The organism is Empedobacter sp. UBA7252 (genome assembly GCF_002472765.1).
Classification (GTDB): domain Bacteria; phylum Bacteroidota; class Bacteroidia; order Flavobacteriales; family Weeksellaceae; genus Empedobacter; species Empedobacter falsenii_B.
The window spans coordinates 1-22,922 of the sequence record NZ_DKSQ01000106.1 but is presented as its reverse complement, the minus strand read 5'-3'; the positions used below and the strand labels follow the sequence as shown (position 1 = coordinate 22,922).

The following is a 22,922-nucleotide window of genomic DNA, read 5'->3' as shown; positions in this document are numbered from 1 at the left end:
AACGCTATCTTTAATTCCACATTTGTGGGATCAAATTGCGGAAGTGCGCAACATCAAAATGTTAATCAATTATGGAATTGAAAATTTGAGATTTGGACAAGCTGTTTTGGTTGATAGTGAGGTAAGATTAACTGCAAAATTGAAATCTATTACTAATTTGAGAGGAATTGCAAAAGTTGTCATCGAAGCAAATTTAGAAATTAAAGATAATCCGAAACCTGCTTATACGGCGGATGTGGTTTTCCTTTACCACTTTAATGATTAATTAAAGATCAATATAATTTACAAAGCTTCTATTTTTTATAGAAGCTTTTTCTTTTCATAAAATATCGAAGTATCTTGCGCTCGATTTCATATAACATGCAAAAAATTCAAAATAATAAAACCTTAATTTCTATTGTTGGACCAACTGCAATTGGTAAAACCAATTTGGCAATAGAAGTTGCAAAACATTTTCAATCCGAAATTATTTCTTGTGATAGTCGTCAATTTTTCAAAGAAATGAAGATAGGAACTGCTGTTCCTTCTGAGGAAGAATTGACTGAAGTGAAGCATCATTTTATTCAAAATATTTCTATTCACGAAAAATATTCGGTTGGTGATTTTGAGCGTGATGGCTTAGCTTTTTTGAATAATTATTTCAAAACAAATGACATTTGCGTCATGGTTGGTGGATCTGGTTTATATGAAAAAGCGATCACAGTTGGCTTTGACGAATTTCCTGATGTTAATCCTAAAATTAGAGAAGATTTGAATAATGAGCTTGCTGAATTTGGAATTGAAAAATTGCAAAAAGAATTGCAAGAAGTCGATCCAAAGTATTTTGAAGAAGTTGATATTTTCAATAAACAGCGTGTAACACGTGCTTTAGAAATTTTTAGATCTTCGGGTTTACCTTTCTCTAACTTCAGAAATCAAGATTTGAACAAACATCCATTTAACATAATTAAAATCGGTTTAGAACTTCCTCGCGAAGAAATGTACGACCGAATCAATCGTCGAGTTGATATTATGATGAACGAAGGTTTATTAAATGAAGCAAAAAATTTATTTCCTTTAAAAGATTTGAATGCTTTGCAAACTGTTGGTTATCGAGAATTGTTCGACTTTTTTGAAGAGAAAATTACATTGGATTTTGCGATAGAAGAAATCAAAAAGAATACAAGACGTTTTGCAAAACGTCAAATGACATGGTTCAAAAAAGATGAAACTGTCAATTGGTTTTCTCCTTTCGAACAAGAAAATATCATTAATTTTATATCGAACAAAATATAAATTATGGAAAATTTTGTTGCCATCGATTTCGAAACTGCAAACAATTATCGTAATTCTGCTTGCGCGGTTGGAATTGTAACTGTGACAGATAATGTGATTACAGACGAGTATTACACGTTAATTCAACCACCACAAAATCAATATAATTATCATAATATTTTGGTTCATGGAATTCGTCCCGAAGACACAATTGATGCACCAAGTTTTGAAGACGTCTATTTTGAAATCAAACATCGTTTGCAAAATCAGCTTGTTGTTGCACATAACGAATCGTTTGATCGTTCTGTTTTGAAGAATACAATGGAGTTTTATAGCCTCAATTACTCTCAACTTAACCTTGCCGAAAAGTGGGAATGTACATACAGAATTTTCAAACAGAAAGGAATTGTTCCTACAAAATTATCCGATTGTGCTCGCCGATTTAATCTTCAACTCAACCATCATGAAGCTTTATCTGATGCAAAAGTTTGTGCTCAATTATACTTATTAAAATAGTTTTACTAAAAATTTATCTGATTAAACATTTAAAAAACAATTCTACATTAATTATAATAAATTTATATTCAGCAATATATCCATTTACAAATATTTGTAAGTATTTACAAGTATTTAAAATTGATTAATAATAACTTTAATAACTCACTATTTCTAAGAAAATTTAATAAAGCAAAAATTCTATTCTAAATAAGTTGATTTTATGAAATGAATTGAGAATGCAAAATTTTGAAAATTAACTTTCAAAATTTTATAAAATGAAGTATAAACTAAAATTTAGTTCCGATAAATCTTTGCAAGTTGAAAAAAATAATAATTTAAAAAATTGATTTCAATTGTTTTTATCGAAGAAGTAAAATAATCACATTATGTATTTAACATAATAAAGAGGGTTACTCTGGGAACATTAATTTCATAATTGAAAAATTGATACCTCCCTACTCTTTTTAAAAAGATAAAAAAAGGTTGCATTTGCAACCTTTTTTATAACATTATAACGCCTTCTATCTTCGAAACTTCTTTGTAATAATTGATTACTGTATCCGCATCAATCACATAAAGTTTAATCGAAATAGATGTATATTTTCTATTTTTTGAAGCTTTGTAATCAAATTCAGCATTCGTTCCTGCAAAAATATCTTTGATTTTTTCCATCGTTTCTTCACTTGAAGGATAAATGAATTTGAACAAATAATCAGCTGGAAATTTTTGTACATCATCTAATCTTTCTTTGAATTTTGCATAAAAATCTTGCTCATTGTGAGAGCTATCTGGTATTTCTTCGAATGTATAATCTCTATTTGTGTCCATATCTATTATTTTTTTGTTACAATGTCAAAAACAATACCACTTCACATTATTGATAAAATATAGAATTAATAAGACATTTTGACATATTATAAATCTTATAATTTTAATCTCATTAAATAATCTATTTGTTCATCATCACCAAGTCTGAAAATATGTTGATCGAATTTTTCGAAACCATTCTTTAAATAGAAATTAATCGCAGAAATATTCTTTTCCCAAACTCCTAACCAAATTGTATGCAAGTTGAGGTTTTTAGTTATTTCTACAGCTTTATTAAAAAGAATTTGTCCAATTTTCTTTCCTTGAAACAATTCTAACACATAAATTCTTTCAATTTCCAAAGAATTCATATCATAAACTTCTGTTTGAGCATCACCAATATTTAATTTCAGATAACCGACAATTTTTTGGTTAATCATTGCAAAAAAGAACAACGAATTTTGATTCTTCAATTCTTTTAATAATTGATCTTCTGAAAAACTTTCGTTCAAATATTTTTGCATATCCTCTTCTGTGTTAGAAGAAGAAAATGTATCTGCAAATGTCTTTTTAGAGATTTCTTGAAGTTCTGTAATGTGTTTTTCTTCAACTCTTTTTATTGTAATTTCTTCGTTCATTAATGCGAAACAAATTTTAATCCTACAATTGAACTAATTAATGTAAAAATAAAGAATATTCTCCAAAAATTAGCTGGTTCTTTGAATACAAAAATTCCGATTAAAACTGTTCCAACAGCGCCAATTCCAGTCCAAACAGCATAAGCAGTTCCCAAAGGTAAAGTTTGTGTTGCTTTGATTAATAACGTCATACTTGCAACCAAACATATTGCAAAAGCGCCATACCAAATGTACATTTCTGAGCCTGTTGTTTCTTTGGCTTTCCCTAAAGATGATGTAAATCCAATCTCGAATAATCCTCCTAAAATCAATAAAATCCAATTCATTTTGTTAATATTTTGATGCAAAGATGAATTAGAAAAAAATAGATTTTTTTTACATTTGTAAAAAAATTATTCGCTTAAATTTCTGTGCGAATCCTACTTAATGTCACTTGAGAAATTCCTAAATAAGACGCGATATAACCTAATTGCACACGATTAATCAAACTTGGATTTTCTTCTAACAATTTTTTATAACGATCAATCGCCGTTCCTAGTTGCCTAGAAATAAAACGCTCTTCAGTTTTTATCAATTCAATTTCAGCAAGTTTTCTTCCCCAATTTGCAATTTCTAAATTTGTAGCATAAAACAATTGTATGTCTGAAGATTTAATTTCATATAACTCACAATCTTCCATTAATTCGATTGTTTCGTAACTAATTTTATTTTCGACATAACTTCGCATCGATAAAATCAAATCGCCTTCTTTCCCAAACCAAAACGTAATTTCTTTTCCATCGTCTATCGTATACGCGCGAACAATTCCTTTTTTGATGAAATATAACTTTTTCTCAACTTTATCAGCATCAATAAGCGTGGTGTTTTTTGGTAATCGAATCAATTGAATTTTATCTGCTATCAATTGAATAGACTGTGATGAAAGTGGCGAAATTTGATTTAAGATTTGTTCTATTTCCATTATTGAAACTTATCTAGTAAAAGTAAACAAAAAACTCAACCTAAAATAGGCTGAGTCATTCAAATTAAATTAACACCTGAAGTCTACTTTGCATGTAGACCGCATTCTTTTTTACTATAGTCTTCCCACCACCATCTTCCGGCACGAAAATCTTCACCTTCGTTTATAGCACGTGTGCAAGGAGCACAACCAATACTTATAAAACCCTTGTCGTGTAACGGGTTGTAAGGAACTCTATTTTCTTTCAAATATTCGAAACAATCCCCTGTTGTAAAATCAATCAATGGATTGAATTTGAATAATTGTTTTTCTTCGTCAAACTCTATTTCGTGCATATCATGTCGATTATTCGATTGCTCCGCACGCAAACCTGTAATCCAAACTGATGCTTCTTTTAATGCACGATTCAAAGGAATTACTTTTCTGATATAGCAACATTGTTTTCTTAAATCAACCGAATCGTAAAAAGGATTAATTCCATTTTCTTCAACAAAATTTTCTAACTCCTCTGTTGGTGGATAAAATGGTTTAATCTTCGCTTGATATTTAAATTCTGTTTTGTTCCACGTATTGTACGTTTCCTGAAAAACACGACCTGTATCTAAAGTAAAAATCTTAATATTGTCTAATTTTTGACTTAAAATAACATGAGAAATAACTTGATCTTCGAAACCAAAACTTGTCGAAAAAACTATTTTTTCTTTAACGTTGTTATTCAAAAAAAATAATTTTTCTTCTAAACTTACTTGTCCTGTAACTTTTTCTAATATCTCTTTTAGTTGATTCATTTTCTTATATAATATCTATAGTTTTTATAGAGTATTTATTTTAACAAATGTATTAATTCCAATTTTCTAAAACAACACTAATCTCGACTAATTTTATAGATATAATATAATATAGAATCAATAAATTATACAAGCAAATTTTGTTTATACTTAAATCATCTTCGAGAGTGAATTTTCATATTCGTAAAATAGAAGAAAATCAGTCCAAATTGGCATTAAATAAAGGTTTTCATAGAGTATGGATTGCTAATTAATTCGAAAATCAATATAATTATTAAGATAAAAACATTTAAAATGTCTTAAGAATAAATTCTATCTAATCATCTTCGAGAACGAATTATGAATATCACAAAACTAAAAAGTCAAACTTTACAATGTTTGACTTTTTAATTTATATTTTTTGTAATGATAAATTAGGACAAAAATGGATGAAAATAACCAAATCCAATAACCAAAATGTGGTAAATCATATTCATGTATTTGTAAAATATCTAATCTTGTTAAATGATTAATTTCGTATAATGACATTTGAATAACAGCGATAATACCTAATATTCATCCTATTTTTATCTTATAAAAAATCCAAGAAAATAATAATGTAAAGTTCCCTAACCAACAGATAAAATCAATTGGCAACTCTGATATCGTTATATATCCTAATATTAGATATGTAATTCAAATATTCTGTTCTAGAATCTCCAGAATAATATTCAATAAAATCAATACTTAATAAGTGAACAGGCAAAATTAAACTCACCAAATAAGTTAAAATACTTACAAATAAAAACAGATTATTTTTCCAATTTAGCTTCAAACTCTTCTATTTGCTTTTCCAATTTTTTATTCTCTTTTTCCAATTTGTTTTGAGGACTAAACATTGCATAAACCAGCAAGCCTACTCCTACTCCAACAACAGCTCCAATTTTTTCGTTCTTATTAATTGCTTTCGAAATTGCAATTCCTGCTGCTGCTCCAGTTGTTACGATAGAAACTGTATTTTCAAAACCTTTTGATTTTGTGTCCAAAACTTCTAATAAATTATTCATAGTTGATTATTTTTCAATAAACGTTGCAATAAATATTCCTAAATATAAATCATTCCAAATTATTTTAAAAATTGTTCGTATTAATTCAAGTGTTTATCTTTGTTCGGTAACATTTTTAGAATGGAAATACAAGACAAAATTTTAGCGCTTCGAGAAGAGCTTACTCAGCATAATTATAATTATTACGTTTTAGATAATCCGACAATTTCTGATTTCGAATTTGATTTGAAATTGAAAGAATTAAAACGATTAGAAGACGAAAATCCTATCTTTTTTGATGTTAATTCCCCTACACAACGCGTTGGTGGAATGGTTACAAAAAATTTTCCGACGATTACACACGAATTTAGAATGTATTCGTTAGACAATTCATATTCAATTGAAGATTTACAAGATTGGGAAAAACGAATTGAGAAAACGTTAGGTGAAAAAGTAGAATTTGTTTGCGAATTGAAATATGATGGCGCTTCGATTTCTATTTTGTATGAAAATGGAGAATTGACGCAGGCTGTAACGCGTGGAGATGGAACACAAGGTGATGAAATCACGAATAATATACGTACTATACAATCTGTTCCATTGAAATTGAAAGGAAATTATCCTGAACGTTTTTATATGCGTGGCGAAATTACAATTCCGCTCAATAAATTCGCTTCAATTAATGAAGAACGCGCTAATAATGGTTTAGAATTGTATGCAAATCCTCGAAATACCGCTTCTGGATCATTAAAATTACAAGATAATACAGAAGTTGCGAAACGCGGTTTACAATGTTTCCCATATTATTTTATCGGAAATAATTTACCTTATTCTACACAATGGGAAATGCTACAAGCCGCTGATGAATTAGGTTTTAAGATTCCGCATACATCAAAATTATGTACTTCTTTGGAAGAAGTTTTAGCTTTTGTAGATCATTGGGATATCGAACGTAAAAATTTACCTTACGAAACGGACGGAATTGTGATCAAAGTAAATTCTTTTTCGCAACAAGATGAATTAGGTTATACTGCGAAATCTCCACGTTGGGCAATGGCGTATAAATTTAAAGCTGAAGCTGCCGAAACCGAATTATTGAGCATCGATTATCAAGTTGGTCGTACTGGAGCGATTACGCCTGTTGCAAATCTTGCACCTATTTCTTTGGCTGGAACAATCGTAAAACGTGCTTCTGTCCACAACGAAGATATTATTAAAAAGTTGGATATCCGCATTGGTGATATGGTTTATGTGGAAAAAGGCGGCGAAATTATTCCGAAAATTGTTGGTGTTAATACTGATGTTCGCAAACCTGGAACGGAAGAAATCGAATTTATTAAAAATTGTCCTTCTTGCGGAACAGAATTAATTCGTAACGATGGCGAAGCACAGCATTATTGTCCAAATGAAAATGGTTGCGAACCTCAAATAATTGGAAAATTAGAGCATTTTGTTTCTCGAAAAGCAATGGATATTGAGAGTATTGGTGGTGAAACAGCTGTTTTGCTACACAAAGCAAATTTGCTTAATAACATTGCTGATTTTTATACTTTACAAAAAGAAGATATTTTGCCTCTGGAAAGAATGGCTGAAAAATCTGCTCAAAATATTATTAATTCTGTCGAAAAATCTAAAGAGCAACCTTTCGAAAAGGTGTTGTACGCAATTGGAATTCGTCATGTAGGTGAAACGGTTGCAAAAAAATTGGTTAAACATTTTCAAACTATTAATCGTTTGATGAATGCAACAATGGAAGAATTAGTTTCTGTAACGGATGTTGGAGAAAAAATTGCAATTTCGATTAAGGAATATTTTAAAGAAGAACAGCATCAAATTTTGATTCAACGTTTACGTGATTACGGGTTGAATTTCGAGATTGGTGAAGAAGCAAAACCTTTGTCAGATTCTTTGGAAGGCAAAACGTTTTTGTTTACAGGAACTTTGACTAAATTCAATCGAACTGATGCACAAAAAATGGTGGAAGATCATGGTGGAAAAAATATTTCTGCAGTTTCTAAAAACTTAAATTTTTTGGTTGCTGGCGATAAAGCTGGAAGTAAATTGAAAAAAGCAGAAGAAATTGGAACAGTTGTCGTGTTGACCGAGGACGAATTTTTAAATATGATTAACGGCTAATGGAATCAGGATTAATTGCTGTCATTATATTCGGAATTGTATTATTGATTTTGATTCCATTTATATATTATGGATTGAGAATGGCAGGCTACAACAAAGCTGCAATGATAGTTTCGCTTGCGATATTTTTTATTGTGATGATTCCGATGGTGAAATATGGTTACAGAAGTCAAATGTATTCTAATGATGATTTGAAAACCGATTTACACCAAGCTGGAATTGGGTTTAAAGGAAATTTAAAAATTGTTTCGACAGTTATTTCTGGAATTAAAAACATGAAACAAGAAACAGTTTTGATTATGGATTCTGCCGATGTCAATACCATTATTAATCGAATAGAAACTGATCCTCGATTCAAAATTTCTCCAGTAATATTGAGTTTGAAAGAAGAATTAGGTTCAAATGCAAAACATAAAACCAATAGAAATTATCGTTTTAAGGATAATTTTATTTTAGAAACTTACGGAATGTCTGATGATTACACGATTCGATATTCAGAACTGAAATTTAGAAAAGGAAACGACACGGTTTTCTTCAAAAAAGAAGAAGTGTATTAAAAAAATCCGTCAATTGACGGATTTTTTATTAATCTAAAACTTCAAGATTTGCAATATTGATTGGATTTCCTTCAATATAATTCACAACATTTTCAAAAGCTTTTGAGAAATATAATTCGTAACTATTTTCTTCAACGTAACCCAAATGCGGCGTACAAATTACATTCGGATTCGTTAGAAATTCATTATTTTTATCATAAATTGGTTCAGAGTTATATACATCTAAAGCAGCATAAGTTGGTGTATTTTGACTTAAAGCTTTACTTAAATCATTTTTCTTAATTAGTTCAGCTCTAGAAGTATTTACAATAATTGCATCATGTTTCATTAATTTCAAATCTTCAAATTTCACAATACCTTTTGTTTGCTCATTTAATCGAATATGAAGTGTAACAACATCGCTTGTAGAGAAAAAATCTTCTTTAGAATTACTTGCTTGAAAACCATCCTCCAATGCTTTTTGACGAGAATTTTCACTTCCCCAAACTTGCACTTTCGTTCCAAAAGCTTTTGCATATTGTGCAATCATCTGTCCTATTTTTCCATATCCCCAAATTCCAATTGTTTTACCATTTATTGTAGAACCAATATTAGTCTGCCACTCGCCTTTTTTCATCGCTTCGATAGCTTGAGGTATTTTTCGAGTTGCATTCATTATCAACATCCAAGTTAATTCGGCTGGAGCAATAGGAGAACCAATTCCTTCTGACACAGCAACTCCACTACTTGTACAAGCGGCTAAATCTAAATGATTTGAAATTTTGCCTGTTTGACTAATTAATTTCAAATTTGGTAAAAGGGATAATAATTCTTCATTTATTTTCGTACGTTCTCTTATCAAAACTAAAATTTGAACATCCTCAATTTCTTTTGCTAAATCCTTTGTATTTGTATATGAACGATTTAAAACCTTAACATCATAATCTTTTATTAAATCAAAACATTTCAAATACGGTACAGCATTTTGATAATCATCTAATATGGCAATTTTCATTGTTTAATTTTTAATAAATGTAGTTATTTTGATTTATCTAATTACTTTTCTCTTTCTTAATTATCTCATCAAATTCGTCCAAAGTATCTTTACTTTCAGTTTTGTAATTTTTAGATTTTCCTATAAAATGAATCAATTTTCTATCTTCAAAATAATAACGAAATTCTTCAATTTTCGATTTTTTATCATCAAATCCTTTCCAATATAAAGGAAAATTATAAGTTGTACCTTGTTCAAAAACAAAAGACAATTTATCATTTAACAAATAATATTCGGCTAAATATTGACCTGATTTTCCAAATTTTCGAACCACAATTTTTTCTAATTTATCGTTCAAAAAATAATAATTAATAAAACCACCTTCGGTAGAATCATCAGTTTCAATTTCTTTTATTTTTGTCCAAATTTTAATCGAATTAATTCGATTAAAATTTGATTTAATTGGATCTAATTTATTTTTAAAATCTTTTGAAATAATAACTTCAGAACTTTTAGAATCTTTTTGTTTTTGAGCAAATACATTAAATAAACTAAAAATAATAAACGAAATTAATAAAAGAGTTTTCTTCATTGTACTAAAATTATTTCCATAAAATTCAATAAAATAAACTAATTTTCAATCAATAATAATAGTGAATTTTATGCAATTTTGAGTCGCTCGTCATACCAATCAAATCAACTAAATAAAAAAATTCTATACTAAAGTTTTAAATTTTGAAATTCTTGGAGAGTTTCAAAATCATAATGGATATGATGGTATTTTTATTGGAAAACCAGATTTAAACTGGCATCTAAAATTTACAACAACTCACGAAAATATAAATCATCACTTTGATGAAGACAATTGTTTGGTATTTTATCCAACAACACAACAAGAATATGAAAAAATTATTGAGCGTTTATAATTTCATCATATCAAACCAATAAAATCTAAAAATCCATATTGGAATGATAACGGAATTTCTTTCTTAGATCCTGATGGATTTGCTGTCATTGTTTCACCTTTGAGAATTAAATAATTTGAAAAAATTCAAATTCTTAATAATCCGATGAATAAAAAATTAAATCCTTGGTATAAATTACAACAAGGTAAAATTAAAACTCCAAAATGGTTGTTTACAAGTGATGATTGGAAAACGTGGGATTAAACGTCTTTTTAATACAATATTTAGTCTTAATTTTACACCAAATTAATCGCCGTGAATCGAGAAGAAATAGGAAATCAACTGCTAAATGAAGTTTTACAAATTCAACTTGCCAATAAACCAATCAATTTTAAATATTTAGATTTAAAACGTTTGGTTGAAAATATTGCATTTGAGTTGACAAAAAACGAAGCTTTACAGTTTTCTAACTTTTTCTCGAAGCTATCTTTTATCTGTAATCAATACCAAGTTTCCACTAAAATTCATTCCTTTCGTAAAACGGCTCAACGAATTCTGAGCGAGAAATACGAACCGACAGAACACGAATATTTTACACATTATAAATATGTTGCAGATTTTATTTCTTCGATTTATGAAGTAATGATTCCAGCAGAAATTATCTACTATTTTCCTGAAAAAGAATTTTATACAAACAAAATTCTTACTCGAAATCGGGTTAAAAAATTGCGTGTTCAAGTGATTGAAATCAAACGAGATTGTTTGATTTGCGATCATGAAGATAATGAAACAGAAGAAAATATTACAGTTCAAATTGATGAGGATGGCGTAAATGAAAACTTTACTTCTGTTGAGGATTTTTGGGTTGGTGCACAATTAAATTTAGTCAATTCGACGATTGATGAAGAAGGAATTTATCATCCACGTTTTATCATTCTCGAACCAGATTATTTGGTTGATATTTCGGCAATTGCTGAATGTTTTCAGGATTATGGAACTTCTGAATTGCATTATATTCAGAAAAAATTTGAAGAATCGCCAAATAGTAAACACATTCGTTTAGGAAATTTTGCCAATTCAGTAGTCGATCATTTTTCAACAGAAAACATTGAAAACACAGATTTTAATGAGATTTTCAAGAATGATTTCAAAAATTATCCATTAGAATATACGGCTTGCAACGATTTGACGAATCCACAAGACTTGAAAGATTATTATCTGGAAGCAAAAGGTCATTTTGACCGTATTCAAAAAGTGTTGACCGAGGATTTTCCTCAATATGATATTTCGTTGGATCGTGCATTAATAGAGCCTTCATTTTTGTGCGAACAATATGGTATTCAGGGTCGTTTAGATTTATTAGACATTAATCCCGAAGGAAAAAATAAAATTATCGAGCTGAAATCTGGTGGTGCACCTTTTCCTGATGATGGAAAAAGTGTCAAGCCAAATCATGCGACGCAGCTCTTTTTATATTACCAAATTATTGGTGTTTTATATGATTTAGAGTTTAAAGATGTCACAAAAAACACCGAAGGTTATATCTTCTATTCGAAAGTATATCAAGGAAATTTACGTTTTGATGTGCCAACTTTAGCGCGAGTTCAACGTATTTTTGATTTACGAAATCGAATAATTATCAATGAAAATCGGTTAGCAAATCATGCATTAACCGATATTGAATCAACTATTTATTCGATTAAACCTGCCAATTTTATCAAACGAAAAATTAATCCTCGTTTCAAAGAAATTTTAGAAGAACAGTTGGATAAATTTATCTATCCGATCAAAAATAGTTCACCGTTAGAAAAAGCTTATTTTTATTCGTTTACGAATTTCATTGCGAAAGAGCAATATATGGCGAAACTTGGTTTGGGACAATCAACTTCTAACAACGGTTTGGCGAGTTTGTGGCTGAATACTTTCGAAGAAAAAAATAATAATTTCGAGATTATTTATGATTTAGAAATTGTAGAAAATCATATTTCTGATCCAAAACGTGAAATCAAGTTAAAAAGAACTAATCCTGCGAATGATTTTATTTCGATTCGCGAAGGTGATATTTGCATTCTTTATCCAAGAAATAATTTCAAAGATTCGGTTTTAACAAATCAGGTTTTTAAATGTACCATCAAAAGTATTTCGAGAGAATTTATTGTGTTGCGTTTTCGTTATCAGCAGCCCAACACACGCTTTTTTGATTCGTTTGATTCATCAGGAAAATGGGCTTTGGAACGCGATTTTATGGATTCTTCTTTTGTTTCGATGTACCGAAATCTGTATGGATTAATTCATTCTTCTAAAGCAAAAAAAGATTTGATTTTAACGCAATCTATTCCAAGAAATCAAATGGATTATGCGTATTTTAACTCAAATCTTTCGGATGAACAAAATCGAATCTTGAAAAAAGCGCTTTCTTCTAAAGATTATTTCTTGTTGAATGGACCTCCAGGAACAGGAAAAACATCGATTATCATCAAAGAATTGGTGAAAGAAATCTACGAGAAACAAGATTGTAATATTTTGCTTTTGGCGTATACAAATCGTGCGGTTGATGAATTATGTGAATCGATAAATTCGGCTATTTCTGATCAAATTGAACAAAAGTTCATCAGAATTGGGAATGAATTATCTACTTCTCCTGAATTTCATCCTAATTTATTGAATAAAATTATCGAGCAAAAAGATGTTGATTTAGAGCAAAAAGGAGAAAAATTTTCGAGAAAAACAATTCAAGATATTATTCGTAAACAACGCATTTTTGTTTCGACGGTTGCTTCAATTTCGAGTAAAAATGATATTCTGAAATTAAAGAAATTTGATACAATTATTATTGATGAAGCTTCACAAATTTTAGAACCACAAATTGTTGGAATTCTACCAAAAGCAGAACGTTTTATCATGATTGGTGATCACAAACAGTTGCCTGCAATTGTTTTGCAAAATCCTGAATTAGCAAAAACGAACAACGAATTATTAGAAAATATTGGTTTAATCAATCGTAAAAACTCAATTTTCGAACGTTTGTATGAATTTTGTGAGCGTAATAATAANNACCAATTGACTTATCAAGGAAGAATGCATGCTGAAATTGCAGATTTTCCGAACAATTATTTTTATGATGGAAAATTAAATGTTGCCTATGATATTCCAAATTTGAATGAAGAGATTAAGCAAAGTTTACATCGCCAACGTGCAGATTTACATTTTGAAAATCATAATCAATCAAATGATTTACAAAACTTTATTACGAATCATCGTTTTGCGTTTATCAATGTGGACGAAAATCCTTATTTGCCTTCAACGAATGAGCAAGAAGCCGATTTGATTGTGAAATTTGTACAAGAAATTATTCATTTATACGAAATCAATAAAAAAGAATTTGATGCAAAGAAAACAATTGGAATTATTGCGCCTTTCCGTAATCAAATTGCCTTGATTAAACAAAAATTAGAATTAGCAAATATTCCTAATTACGAGCAAATAACGGTTGATACAGTTGAGCGTTATCAAGGAAGTCAGCGCGATATTATTTTGTATAGTTTTGCGGTAACATATTATTCACAATTGAATGCGTTGGTGAATATGAATGACCAAGGAAATGTTGACCGAAAACTAAATGTGGCGTTAACACGTGCAAAAGAGCAATTATTTTTGATTGGAAATCAAACGATTTTGAAAGAAAATCAATTGATTAAAACATTAATTGAGTATTTAGAAAATAAATCTTCACATAAACTTATAATCTAATCAAAATCACTTCATAATTCATTTAAGATTCAGTAAATTTGTGCAACTATTTTTGTAAAATTATGTTGTATCAAAGAAGTAGCGCATTATTCAAAGACGCGCAAGAATATATTCCAGGAGGTGTAAATTCTCCTGTTCGTGCATTTAAATCTGTTGGAGGAACGCCAATTTTTATCAAAAAAGCCGAAGGTGCTTATATTTATGATGAAGATGGACGTGCTTACGTAGATTACATCAATTCTTGGGGACCAATGATTATTGGACACACAGATCCGCGTGTTTTGAATGCGACTGTTGAGCAGATGAAAAATGGTTTTTCTTTTGGTACACCAACTGAATTGGAAACTGAAATTGCAAAATTAATTACTTCTGTAGTTCCAAACATCGATATGGTTCGTATGGTGAACTCAGGTACAGAAGCTTGTATGTCGTCAATTCGTTTGGCAAGAGGTTATACAAATCGTGATAAAATTGTAAAGTTTGAAGGTTGTTACCATGGACATTCAGATTCATTTTTGATTAAAGCTGGTTCTGGTGCTGCAACTTTCGGAAATCCAAATTCTCCGGGTGTAACACAAGGAACTGCAAAAGATACGTTGTTGGCAGAATACAATAATTTGGAAGATGTAAAAGCTTTATTCGAACAAAATAAAGACGAAATTGCAGCTATTATTGTTGAGCCAATTGCAGGAAACATGGGATGTATTGTTCCAGAAAAAGGTTTCTTAGAAGGATTAAGACAAATTTGTGATGAAAATGGAGCTTTATTAATTTTTGATGAAGTAATGACAGGTTTCCGTCAAGCGATGGGAGGTTCTCAAGAACGTTTAAACATCAATGCAGATATTGTAACATTTGGTAAAGTAATTGGCGGAGGTTTCCCTGTTGGTGCTTTTGCTGCTCGTCGCGAAATCATGAATCACCTTGCTCCTCTTGGCCCTGTTTATCAAGCGGGAACATTATCAGGAAATCCAATTGCTATGCGTGCTGGTATCACAACATTGAATATTATCAATAATGATAGAGCATTATTCAATAGAATTGATAACGCTACAGAAACTTTAGATGTTGAAATTTCTAAAATCTTTGCAGAAAAAGGAATTCCAAATCATATCAATCGTTTAGGGTCGATGATGTCTGTTTTCTTTACAGAGCAAACGGAAATTAAAAACTTTACAGATGTGACCAAATGTAACCACGAAAGATTCAACAAATTTTTCCATCATTTATTAACGAACGAAGTTTACATTGCTCCTTCTGGATACGAAACTTGGTTTATTTCTGATGCAATTAAAGATGCTGAAATTAATAAAACATTAGACGCTGTAAGAAGCTTCGAAGGTTAAACATAAACAAAAAATGCAGTAGAAAAACTACTGCATTTTTTTATTCTATTTTGGAACTACATTTTTGCGTCCATCAATTTTTCTGTTTTATCAGGTGATTTGCCCATTTTAATAACAAACGCTTTGTTTGAATTATAATTTTTCGGAAGTAAAATATCGTAATAGGTATTTTTATCTAAATCGAAACCAATTCTGAAATAATTCAACTAAAGTCAAAAAAACATAAATCAAAAATTGATAACTATACAAATCAATGAAATTATTATATTTACTAAAATTCATAATGATATGATTACAAATTACTTTAAACTACTACTTGCATCTAGTATAATTCTTATTAATTTTGGATGTAAAGATGATGATGGTTTTTCGGAAGAAGATGTAGTTGAGACTTATAATATTGTGTCCTATAAAGCTAATATCCCAGTTGATTTAAACAATGATAAAAAAACATCAACTAATTTGTTGGATGAAATTGAAATTCTTAATAAACAAGAGAACTTTTTAGAAGTTAGACCTAAAGTAAAATTAATCTCCTTTAATTTTCCTCTAACATTAATAAATTATGATTATCCAAGTATACCAAGCGGTTATGCAGATTTTGTAAAATATGGATTTGTAACATCTACAACATTATCGGATAAAGTAATGGTTATAAAAGATAGTAGTTATACAGAAAGCAACTATACTGGTAACAAGGAAAATAAAAAAAATGTTTCTATTGAAAATTTAAAAATTATAGACTACAATCGTCTATCTACAAATATTACAAAGTCATATTATGATTTTAGCACCAAACAATGGATTGAATTGAATATTGAAGTTATTTTTCAAAAAAGAATATAAAAAAAGCTCGAGAATTTTCTCGAGCTTTTGTTTAATTATAATCCCCTATATGTTCCATTTCACTTTCGAAACTTAGTACTTTAGTCGCGTATTTTTGCAAACTTTTTTGTTTAATTTCTGATAAAAAATTATTCTTGAATTTATCTAAAGTCAATTCATCATTCACAAATAATTGCAAAGAATAAGAAACCGCCCCAGGTTCTATATGAGAAGTTATTTTTCCTAAACGAGCACCGATAAAACAATTTGATTTCAAATAATCATTAATATGCTCTTTCTGAATCCACGCAAACCAATCATCATGCACTTCTTGTTCAACAATAAAAGTTGTATTATATAATATCATTCTCTAATTTTTTGCAAAGATACAAAGGTTTTCGCATTATATTTTTCTTGAAAAAGAAAGTCTAATCAAGATTTTATTTTTAAATTTACCTATTATTCATAACAAACAAAAATGAACAATACGCAACAATTTATACAAGAGAATAAACAACGTTTTCTTGATGAATTAATCGAATTACTTAAAATTCCTTCAGTTAGTGCTGATCCAGCCTACACACAAGACGTAAATGATGCTGCCGAGATGGTTGCAAAATATTTAAAAGAAGCAGGTGCTGATAATGTTGAAGTATGCGAAACAGAAGGTTTTCCTGTTGTTTACGGAGAAAAAATAGTTGACGCTTCAAAACCTACTGTTTTAGTTTACGGACATTACGATGTACAACCAGCTGATCCTTTAGAATTATGGGAATCTGGACCATACGAGCCAGTAATCAAAAAGACAGAAATTCATCCTGACGGAGCAATTTTTGCTCGTGGTTCTGCTGATGATAAAGGTCAAATGTTTATGCACGTTAAAGCTTTTGAGGCTTTAAACAAATCAAACGAATTACCTTGTAACGTTAAATTTATGATCGAAGGTGAAGAAGAAGTTGGTTCTCCTTCATTAGTAAATTTCGTTAAAAACAATAAAGAGAAATTAAAAAATGATGTGATTTTGATTTCTGATACTTCTATGATTTCAAACGAACAACCTTCTATTTCTGTTGGTTTACGTGGTTTATCTTATGTAGAAGTTGAGGTAAAAGGAGCTAATCGCGATATGCACTCTGGTGTTTATGGTGGAGCTGTTCCTAATCCGATTAATGTTTTAGCAACAATGATTGGAAAATTAATCAATGAAAAAGGTCACATTACAATTCCAGGTTTCTATGAACCAATTCTTGAATTAACAGAAGACGAAAGAGCTGATTTAGCTAAAATTCCATTTGATGTAGAAGAATACAAGAAATCTATTGGTATTGCTGATATCCAAGGAGAAGAAGGTTTTTCTACAATCGAAAGAGCTTCTATTCGTCCTACTTTAGATGTAAACGGAATTTGGGGAGGATATATTGGCGAAGGTGCTAAAACAGTTATTCCTTCTCATGCGTATGCTAAAATTTCAATGCGTTTGGTTCCTGGACAAGATCCAGAAGTTGTAACAAAACAATTTGCAGATTATTTCCCAACTTTAGCGCCTTCTTCTGTAGAAGTTAAAGTAAAACCACATCATGGAGGTAAACCTTATATTTTACCAACTAATCACCCAGGTTTTATCGCTGCTAAAAAAGCGTTAGCTGAAACTTTTGAAAAAGAAGCGTTAGCCGAAAGAGCTGGTGGATCTATTCCAATTGTTGCTTTATTCGAAGAAGAATTAGGAACAAAATCTGTTTTAATGGGATTCGGATTAAACTCTGACGTTATCCACTCTCCAAACGAACATTATGGTTTATTCAATTTCTACAAAGGAATCGAAACTATTCCATATTTCTACAAATATTTTAACGAACAATAATTTTCGACAAAATAACTTCTAAAAAGCGAATCAAATTGATTCGCTTTTCTTTTTGGTTTATAGTAGAATGATTAATTTTGAACTTTATTTTTATCAATGAGTAAAAAATTCTTAATTGCGGGTGCAGGAATTGCGGGTTTAACTTTAGCAAAAGCTTTGCAAGATTTAAATTATAACTACGAAATTTTCGAGGCTTCTCCAGAAGTTCGAGGAATTGGGGCTGGTTTTGGTTTGGCTTCTAATGCAATGAAAGCATTTGAAATTCTAGGTTTAGCAGAAGAGGTTGCGCCTTTGGGGCATATGTTAGAAGATTTTAAAATTCAAGATTGGAAAGAAAAAACAATTCTGAAAGCGGACACAGAACGATTAAGAAAAAATTACAACAACGAAAATTTTGCCATTCATCGTGCAGATTTACATCATTATTTAGTCTCGAAAATTGATTCGAATAAAATTAAAACGTCAAAAAAAATAAAATTCTTTGAACAAAGTTTTGAGAAAGTTGTCCTTCATTTTGAAGATGGAACTTCTACAGAAGGTGATTATTTAATTGGTGCTGATGGGATAAATTCTACAATTCGTCAACAATTGTTAAAACATTCAACACCTCGTTATGCAGGCTATATTTGTTGGCGTGCTATTGTAGAGGATAAATCTTACAATTCAAAAAAGAGCATCGAAACATGGGGACCAAATGGTCGATTTGGTTTGACGCCATTAATCAATCATCAAATTTATTGGTATGCTTGTGTCAATACAAAACTAAATTCTGAAGTTTACAACTACGCTTTAAGTGATATTAAAAATCAGTTCAAAGATTATTCGGGACAAATCAGAAATACTTTACAAAAAACGAATCCAGAAAGCATCATTGCTACGCCAATTATGGATATAAAACCGATTAATAATTATGCATTTAATCGTGTATTGTTAATTGGAGATGCAGCACATGCAACCACACCAAACATGGGGCAAGGCGCATGCATGGCTGTTGAAGATGTTTGTGTTTTGTATGATGAACTAATCAAAAAAGATACTGATATTTTGTTAGCTTTTGAACATTATAATTTACGTCGTTTGAAACGAACACATTATATTATCGATACTTCTCGTTTGGCTGGAAAAGTTGCTCAAGTCGACAATAAATTTTTGATGAATATACGAAATTTTGCTTTCCGAAATTTACCACAATCTTTGATGCAAAGTCCTTTAGAAGACTTGTTGGAAGAAGATTTTATGAGAGTTTAGGATTATGCAAAACGAATTTTGTAGTGTTTCTTAACGTATATTTCTTGTTGACATAAGAAGTTAACAAATCTCCAAAACTCATATCACGAGTTTCTCTTTGATTAGTTGAAAATAATTTCACAATCTTAATCAAATATTTATTTAAGTCAATCAAATCAAAAGTAAATTCTTTTATCAACCAAAATAGAAAATATAACGGAAGAAAAACTATATTTAAGACAACTTGGAATCCATTCGCTAATTCTCCTTCTGACAAAAAATGTTTTGAATAATCAAATTTAGAAAAATCAATATCATATTTTTCTATAAACGCTATCAAAAGTGATTCATTATCTAATCCTGATAAAAATAAATCTTTCTCAATCAGAACATCAACATTTTCAACTTTTTCTTTTGTTGTTTTTTCTAGAAAATTTTTGACTTCTATATACGATTGTCTCAAAGTTGCGAAATCAACATGTAAAATCTGTTTTTCTTCCATAATCACCTACTTCAACAGCACATTATCTTCTAATTCTTGCTTCGAAATCTGAAAATGTTTATCAAATTCTTGTTCAAAAGATTCTAAATCCATTGTAATTTCCCAATCACCAAATTCATTTTCAAACAAATCAGTCATATGTTCTTTTAAATCATCTAATTTTTGTTGAATAAATTCATTTTGCTGAATATCTTCTGCATCTTTCTTATCTAATACAACTTGTTGATTAATTTTTCTAAGAATCAAAGCATTAATAAATTCTTCATGTGTATTCATAAAATCCTCAATCGTACCTGTAAATTGTGTCATTTTTAATATTTTTTCCTATCACTTTTCGAGAATAAATATAGAACTATTTTATTAACAAACAATTAAATTTAAGATTTCTATAAATGAGTTTTAACATAAGAATTAACGTCTACTAATTATTGAAATTGGTTGTTTTGAGATAAATTTGAATATAAAAATATTGAAAAAATGGAAAACTTTAAACTATCAAACGGGATCGAAATTCCTGCAATTGGATTTGGAACATGGTTATTGGAAGGTGAAAAAGTTATAGAACCTCTAAAAATTGCATTAACAAAAGGATATACACATATTGACACGGCAGCAATCTACAAAAATGAAAAAGAAATTGGAACAGTTTTGAAAGCTGAAAATGTAGATCGTAGTAAATTATTCATTACATCTAAATGTTGGAATTCTGAGCGTGGATACGAAAAAGCAATGGCTGCATTTGAGCAAACTTTAGCTGATTTACAGACAGATTATTTGGATTTATATTTGATTCATTGGCCAGCAAATGAAACGCAATTTCCTGATACTTGGGCAGAATTGAATGCTGGAACTTGGCAAGCTTTTGAGGAAATTTACAAATCTGGAAAAGCAAAAGCGATTGGTGTGAGTAATTTCAATATCAATCATTTGGAAGCTTTATTTGAAACGGCTGAAATCAAACCAATGGTTAATCAAATTGAGATTCATCCAGGACATTCGCAACCAGAATTAGTCGATTTTTGTAGACAAAACGATTTGTTAGTTGAAGCATGGAGTCCGCTAGGTTCTGGAAGAATTTTGGAGAACGAATTAATTGTTTCTTTGGCTGATAAATACAATGTTTCAGTTGGTCAGATTTGTATTAATTATTGTTTGGCGAAAGAAATTTTACCACTTCCTCGCTCCTCTTCAGAAAAAAATATTGAAGCGAATTTAACTTCAAATAATTTTAAATTAAGTGTAGAAGATGTAAAAGCGATAGATGAAATGCCAGCTGATGGTTTTTCTGGATTGAATCCTTCAATGGTTGAATTTTAACAAGTTAAACAAATTCACTAAAATAAATTTTAAAAACCTCTGTTTTGCAGAGGTTTTTTCGTTTTAAATCTTCAAAAAATCAATACTTTTACTTTTTAAATGATAAAAAAAATTATTCGATATGAGCCAAAATCCTGAAAATCCATTCAAAACTTATTTTGATCAAACCCTTGAAAGATGTGGTTTTGATGAAGATTTGAAAGCTGGTATTTTATTTTTTTTAGGTGAAAGTATTATTGCTGCGAACACCAATCAATTGATGAATATGTTTGCGGAAGAAGAAAAGATTCAACAAGAATTTCGTCGTTTGTTTACGTTGTATGCTACGCCAAATGCTGACATCAATCCGTTTGAAGCTTTGGATACAGAACCAATAAAGCAAATTATTTATACATACAACGAAATTTATGTCAATGTAATTAGAAATAAATCATTTGATTTTGATAAAGTTATCAATGATAATTTAAAGTCAGAGTTTAAGTTAGATTTTATTAAAGAATTTGAAAATAAACAATATAAATTAGTTACAAATCATAACTTAAATACATCATTTTTCAAACAAATTGGAGCGTATCTTAATCAGTTTGAATTGAGTTATGAGGATATTTATTTGGCTGGAATTAATTATTATCAAACGAATCAGAAAGTAGATTTTGAAGGAATAAATGTATTGAATCTAAACATTATTGATAGTTTTTCACCGTTGTACACAACATTGTTTCATTATCCATTATTGTACACGTATTATCCAGCGAATCTGAACGCAAATCATTTGTTTAGTTCGATTTTGCAGTTTCTTTATTTACATACCAACACGGATATTGCGAAACATATTCACGCTTTTCACAACCATATTTTCTATGAAAATAATCCAAGAAGAGTTCGTAAAGGTTGGGAATTCGAAGAATTGGAACGTGGCGTTTTGATTTCGCAAACTTTTCATAATGCGTTAAATATTCGTAAGTCTCCTATTTTCGGAACTCGTCCTGATTTTTTAGCTTCGAATAATTATTTATTAAATGAATTGAAAGATCAAAATATTCCGTTAGAGAATTTTAAGGCCTTGATGACCAAAACAATTGAAGAATATTACGAAGCAGATATTGAAGAAGTAGTTGCTGGAAAGCTAAATCATGCTGAATTTTTACAATTATTAGCGATTATTTTCTACGAAACTTCTGCTAATGCAATGATTATTAGATCATGGAAAAACTAACAATTAATCAAGAAAATCGAATCAAATTAGAAGAACATTTTGGCGAAATTTTGCCAAGATTGCCTTTTGAAATGGTTTCATTTTATGAATCGAGTAATTCGTGGGAAGGACAAATTGAATATAATTTGAATTTGAACACGGGAGAATTGACGTACAATACCATCGAAAATGTAAAACATCAAATCGAAATTTTGCCTGAAATGATGCAACGTATCGAAAGTGAAATTATCTTGATGTTAGAGAATTTATAAACTAATATTTTAAAATCTTTTTCTCGATACAAAATTCTAAAAGAATTTCACTAGAAATGACGATTTTAACCGGTAGTGCATTTGT

Annotated in this window: 25 protein-coding genes and 1 pseudogene; 15 read left to right on the top strand and 11 right to left on the bottom strand. The window is 29.8% G+C overall.

Features of this window, described 5'->3' with window-relative positions:
* From B2X73_RS14795 to B2X73_RS14785, 3 genes and pseudogenes are all read left to right on the top strand, one after another.
* Positions 1-265, top strand: a pseudogene (locus tag B2X73_RS14795) (MaoC family dehydratase); the annotation flags it as partial.
* Between the two features lie 95 nt (positions 266-360).
* Positions 361-1,275 (top strand): tRNA (adenosine(37)-N6)-dimethylallyltransferase MiaA, encoded by a 915-nt coding sequence (gene miaA, locus B2X73_RS14790; RefSeq protein ID WP_286494844.1) that lies wholly within the window; start codon positions 361-363, stop codon positions 1,273-1,275.
* Between the two features lie 3 nt (positions 1,276-1,278).
* Positions 1,279-1,770, top strand: a complete 492-nt coding sequence (locus B2X73_RS14785; RefSeq protein WP_038334348.1) for a 3'-5' exonuclease — start codon at positions 1,279-1,281, stop codon at positions 1,768-1,770.
* Between the two features lie 483 nt (positions 1,771-2,253).
* On the opposite strand, the gene B2X73_RS14780 is transcribed toward B2X73_RS14785, so the two are convergent.
* From B2X73_RS14780 to B2X73_RS14755, 6 genes are all read right to left on the bottom strand, one after another.
* On the bottom strand, positions 2,254-2,580 hold the full coding sequence (locus B2X73_RS14780) for a DUF493 family protein (RefSeq protein ID WP_219034621.1): 327 nt from the start codon (positions 2,578-2,580) through the stop codon (positions 2,254-2,256).
* Positions 2,581-2,675: 95 nt separating this feature from the next.
* Positions 2,676-3,197 carry a GNAT family N-acetyltransferase gene (locus B2X73_RS14775; protein ID WP_221854488.1) on the bottom strand — a complete coding sequence of 174 codons (522 nt, stop codon included), beginning with the start codon at positions 3,195-3,197 and terminating at the stop codon, positions 2,676-2,678.
* Positions 3,197-3,523 (bottom strand): DMT family transporter, encoded by a 327-nt coding sequence (locus B2X73_RS14770; RefSeq protein WP_219034623.1) that lies wholly within the window; start codon positions 3,521-3,523, stop codon positions 3,197-3,199. The genes B2X73_RS14775 and B2X73_RS14770 overlap by 1 nt, the downstream gene beginning before the upstream one ends.
* 74 nt (positions 3,524-3,597) lie before the next feature.
* A complete protein-coding gene (locus B2X73_RS14765; RefSeq protein WP_219034624.1) occupies positions 3,598-4,158 on the bottom strand; it encodes a Crp/Fnr family transcriptional regulator in 561 nt (186 codons plus the stop codon).
* Positions 4,159-4,241: 83 nt separating this feature from the next.
* Entirely contained in the window at positions 4,242-4,946 is a 705-nt protein-coding gene (locus B2X73_RS14760) for a phosphoadenylyl-sulfate reductase (protein ID WP_286494849.1), read from the bottom strand.
* Positions 4,947-5,737: 791 nt separating this feature from the next.
* A complete protein-coding gene (locus tag B2X73_RS14755) occupies positions 5,738-5,992 on the bottom strand; it encodes a hypothetical protein (protein WP_038334370.1) in 255 nt (84 codons plus the stop codon).
* A 120-nt stretch (positions 5,993-6,112) separates the two neighbouring features.
* On the opposite strand from B2X73_RS14755, the gene ligA reads away from it, so the two are divergent.
* Together ligA and B2X73_RS14745 are read left to right on the top strand one after the other, a co-directional pair.
* On the top strand, positions 6,113-8,107 hold the full coding sequence (gene ligA / locus B2X73_RS14750) for an NAD-dependent DNA ligase LigA (RefSeq protein ID WP_291072440.1): 1,995 nt from the start codon (positions 6,113-6,115) through the stop codon (positions 8,105-8,107).
* Positions 8,107-8,664 (top strand): hypothetical protein, encoded by a 558-nt coding sequence (locus B2X73_RS14745; RefSeq protein ID WP_291048330.1) that lies wholly within the window; start codon positions 8,107-8,109, stop codon positions 8,662-8,664. The genes ligA and B2X73_RS14745 overlap by 1 nt, the downstream gene beginning before the upstream one ends.
* Positions 8,665-8,692: 28 nt before the next feature.
* On the opposite strand, the gene B2X73_RS14740 is transcribed toward B2X73_RS14745, so the two are convergent.
* Together B2X73_RS14740 and B2X73_RS14735 are read right to left on the bottom strand one after the other, a co-directional pair.
* Positions 8,693-9,658: a D-2-hydroxyacid dehydrogenase family protein gene (locus B2X73_RS14740; protein WP_221854490.1), complete on the bottom strand. Its 966-nt coding sequence runs from the start codon at positions 9,656-9,658 to the stop codon at positions 8,693-8,695.
* A 37-nt stretch (positions 9,659-9,695) separates the two neighbouring features.
* A complete protein-coding gene (locus tag B2X73_RS14735) occupies positions 9,696-10,229 on the bottom strand; it encodes a hypothetical protein (protein WP_291048334.1) in 534 nt (177 codons plus the stop codon).
* 112 nt (positions 10,230-10,341) lie between these two features.
* On the opposite strand from B2X73_RS14735, the gene B2X73_RS15365 reads away from it, so the two are divergent.
* The 5 genes from B2X73_RS15365 to B2X73_RS14720 all read left to right on the top strand — a co-directional run bounded on the left by B2X73_RS15365 (position 10,342) and on the right by B2X73_RS14720 (position 16,484).
* Positions 10,342-10,563, top strand: coding sequence for a hypothetical protein (locus B2X73_RS15365; RefSeq protein WP_371875736.1), 222 nt, complete (start codon positions 10,342-10,344; stop codon positions 10,561-10,563).
* A 9-nt stretch (positions 10,564-10,572) separates the two neighbouring features.
* Positions 10,573-10,677, top strand: a complete 105-nt coding sequence (locus B2X73_RS15360; protein ID WP_409450540.1) for a hypothetical protein — start codon at positions 10,573-10,575, stop codon at positions 10,675-10,677.
* Between the two features lie 507 nt (positions 10,678-11,184).
* A complete protein-coding gene (locus B2X73_RS14730; RefSeq protein WP_422653360.1) occupies positions 11,185-14,292 on the top strand; it encodes an ATP-dependent helicase in 3,108 nt (1,035 codons plus the stop codon).
* Between the two features lie 62 nt (positions 14,293-14,354).
* Entirely contained in the window at positions 14,355-15,638 is a 1,284-nt protein-coding gene (gene hemL, locus B2X73_RS14725) for a glutamate-1-semialdehyde 2,1-aminomutase (protein WP_125349521.1), read from the top strand.
* Positions 15,639-15,926: 288 nt separating this feature from the next.
* Positions 15,927-16,484: a hypothetical protein gene (locus B2X73_RS14720; RefSeq protein ID WP_291048342.1), complete on the top strand. Its 558-nt coding sequence runs from the start codon at positions 15,927-15,929 to the stop codon at positions 16,482-16,484.
* A 31-nt stretch (positions 16,485-16,515) separates the two neighbouring features.
* Here B2X73_RS14720 and B2X73_RS14715 read toward each other — a convergent pair whose 3' ends face one another.
* Positions 16,516-16,830 carry a DUF4286 family protein gene (locus tag B2X73_RS14715; RefSeq protein WP_284583689.1) on the bottom strand — a complete coding sequence of 105 codons (315 nt, stop codon included), beginning with the start codon at positions 16,828-16,830 and terminating at the stop codon, positions 16,516-16,518.
* Between the two features lie 111 nt (positions 16,831-16,941).
* Between B2X73_RS14715 and B2X73_RS14710 the strand changes: the two genes are divergently transcribed.
* Together B2X73_RS14710 and B2X73_RS14705 are read left to right on the top strand one after the other, a co-directional pair.
* Positions 16,942-18,324: a dipeptidase gene (locus B2X73_RS14710; RefSeq protein WP_038334410.1), complete on the top strand. Its 1,383-nt coding sequence runs from the start codon at positions 16,942-16,944 to the stop codon at positions 18,322-18,324.
* Positions 18,325-18,420: 96 nt separating this feature from the next.
* Entirely contained in the window at positions 18,421-19,572 is a 1,152-nt protein-coding gene (locus B2X73_RS14705; protein WP_291096827.1) for an FAD-dependent monooxygenase, read from the top strand.
* Here the strand turns inward: B2X73_RS14705 and B2X73_RS14700 are convergent.
* Positions 19,559-20,053 (bottom strand): hypothetical protein, encoded by a 495-nt coding sequence (locus B2X73_RS14700; protein ID WP_286494861.1) that lies wholly within the window; start codon positions 20,051-20,053, stop codon positions 19,559-19,561. The two genes, B2X73_RS14705 and B2X73_RS14700, sit on opposite strands and share 14 nt — an antisense overlap.
* A 6-nt stretch (positions 20,054-20,059) precedes the next feature.
* A complete protein-coding gene (locus B2X73_RS14695; RefSeq protein WP_221856190.1) occupies positions 20,060-20,362 on the bottom strand; it encodes a hypothetical protein in 303 nt (100 codons plus the stop codon).
* A gap of 168 nt (positions 20,363-20,530) precedes the next feature.
* Between B2X73_RS14695 and B2X73_RS14690 the strand changes: the two genes are divergently transcribed.
* From B2X73_RS14690 to B2X73_RS14680, 3 genes are all read left to right on the top strand, one after another.
* Positions 20,531-21,370: an aldo/keto reductase gene (locus B2X73_RS14690; RefSeq protein ID WP_286494862.1), complete on the top strand. Its 840-nt coding sequence runs from the start codon at positions 20,531-20,533 to the stop codon at positions 21,368-21,370.
* 121 nt (positions 21,371-21,491) lie between these two features.
* Positions 21,492-22,586: a hypothetical protein gene (locus tag B2X73_RS14685; protein WP_221856186.1), complete on the top strand. Its 1,095-nt coding sequence runs from the start codon at positions 21,492-21,494 to the stop codon at positions 22,584-22,586.
* Complete coding sequence (locus tag B2X73_RS14680; protein WP_125349508.1) at positions 22,574-22,837, top strand: hypothetical protein; 264 nt, start codon at positions 22,574-22,576, stop codon at positions 22,835-22,837. The genes B2X73_RS14685 and B2X73_RS14680 overlap by 13 nt, the downstream gene beginning before the upstream one ends.
* The last annotated feature ends 85 nt before the right edge of the window (positions 22,838-22,922 follow it).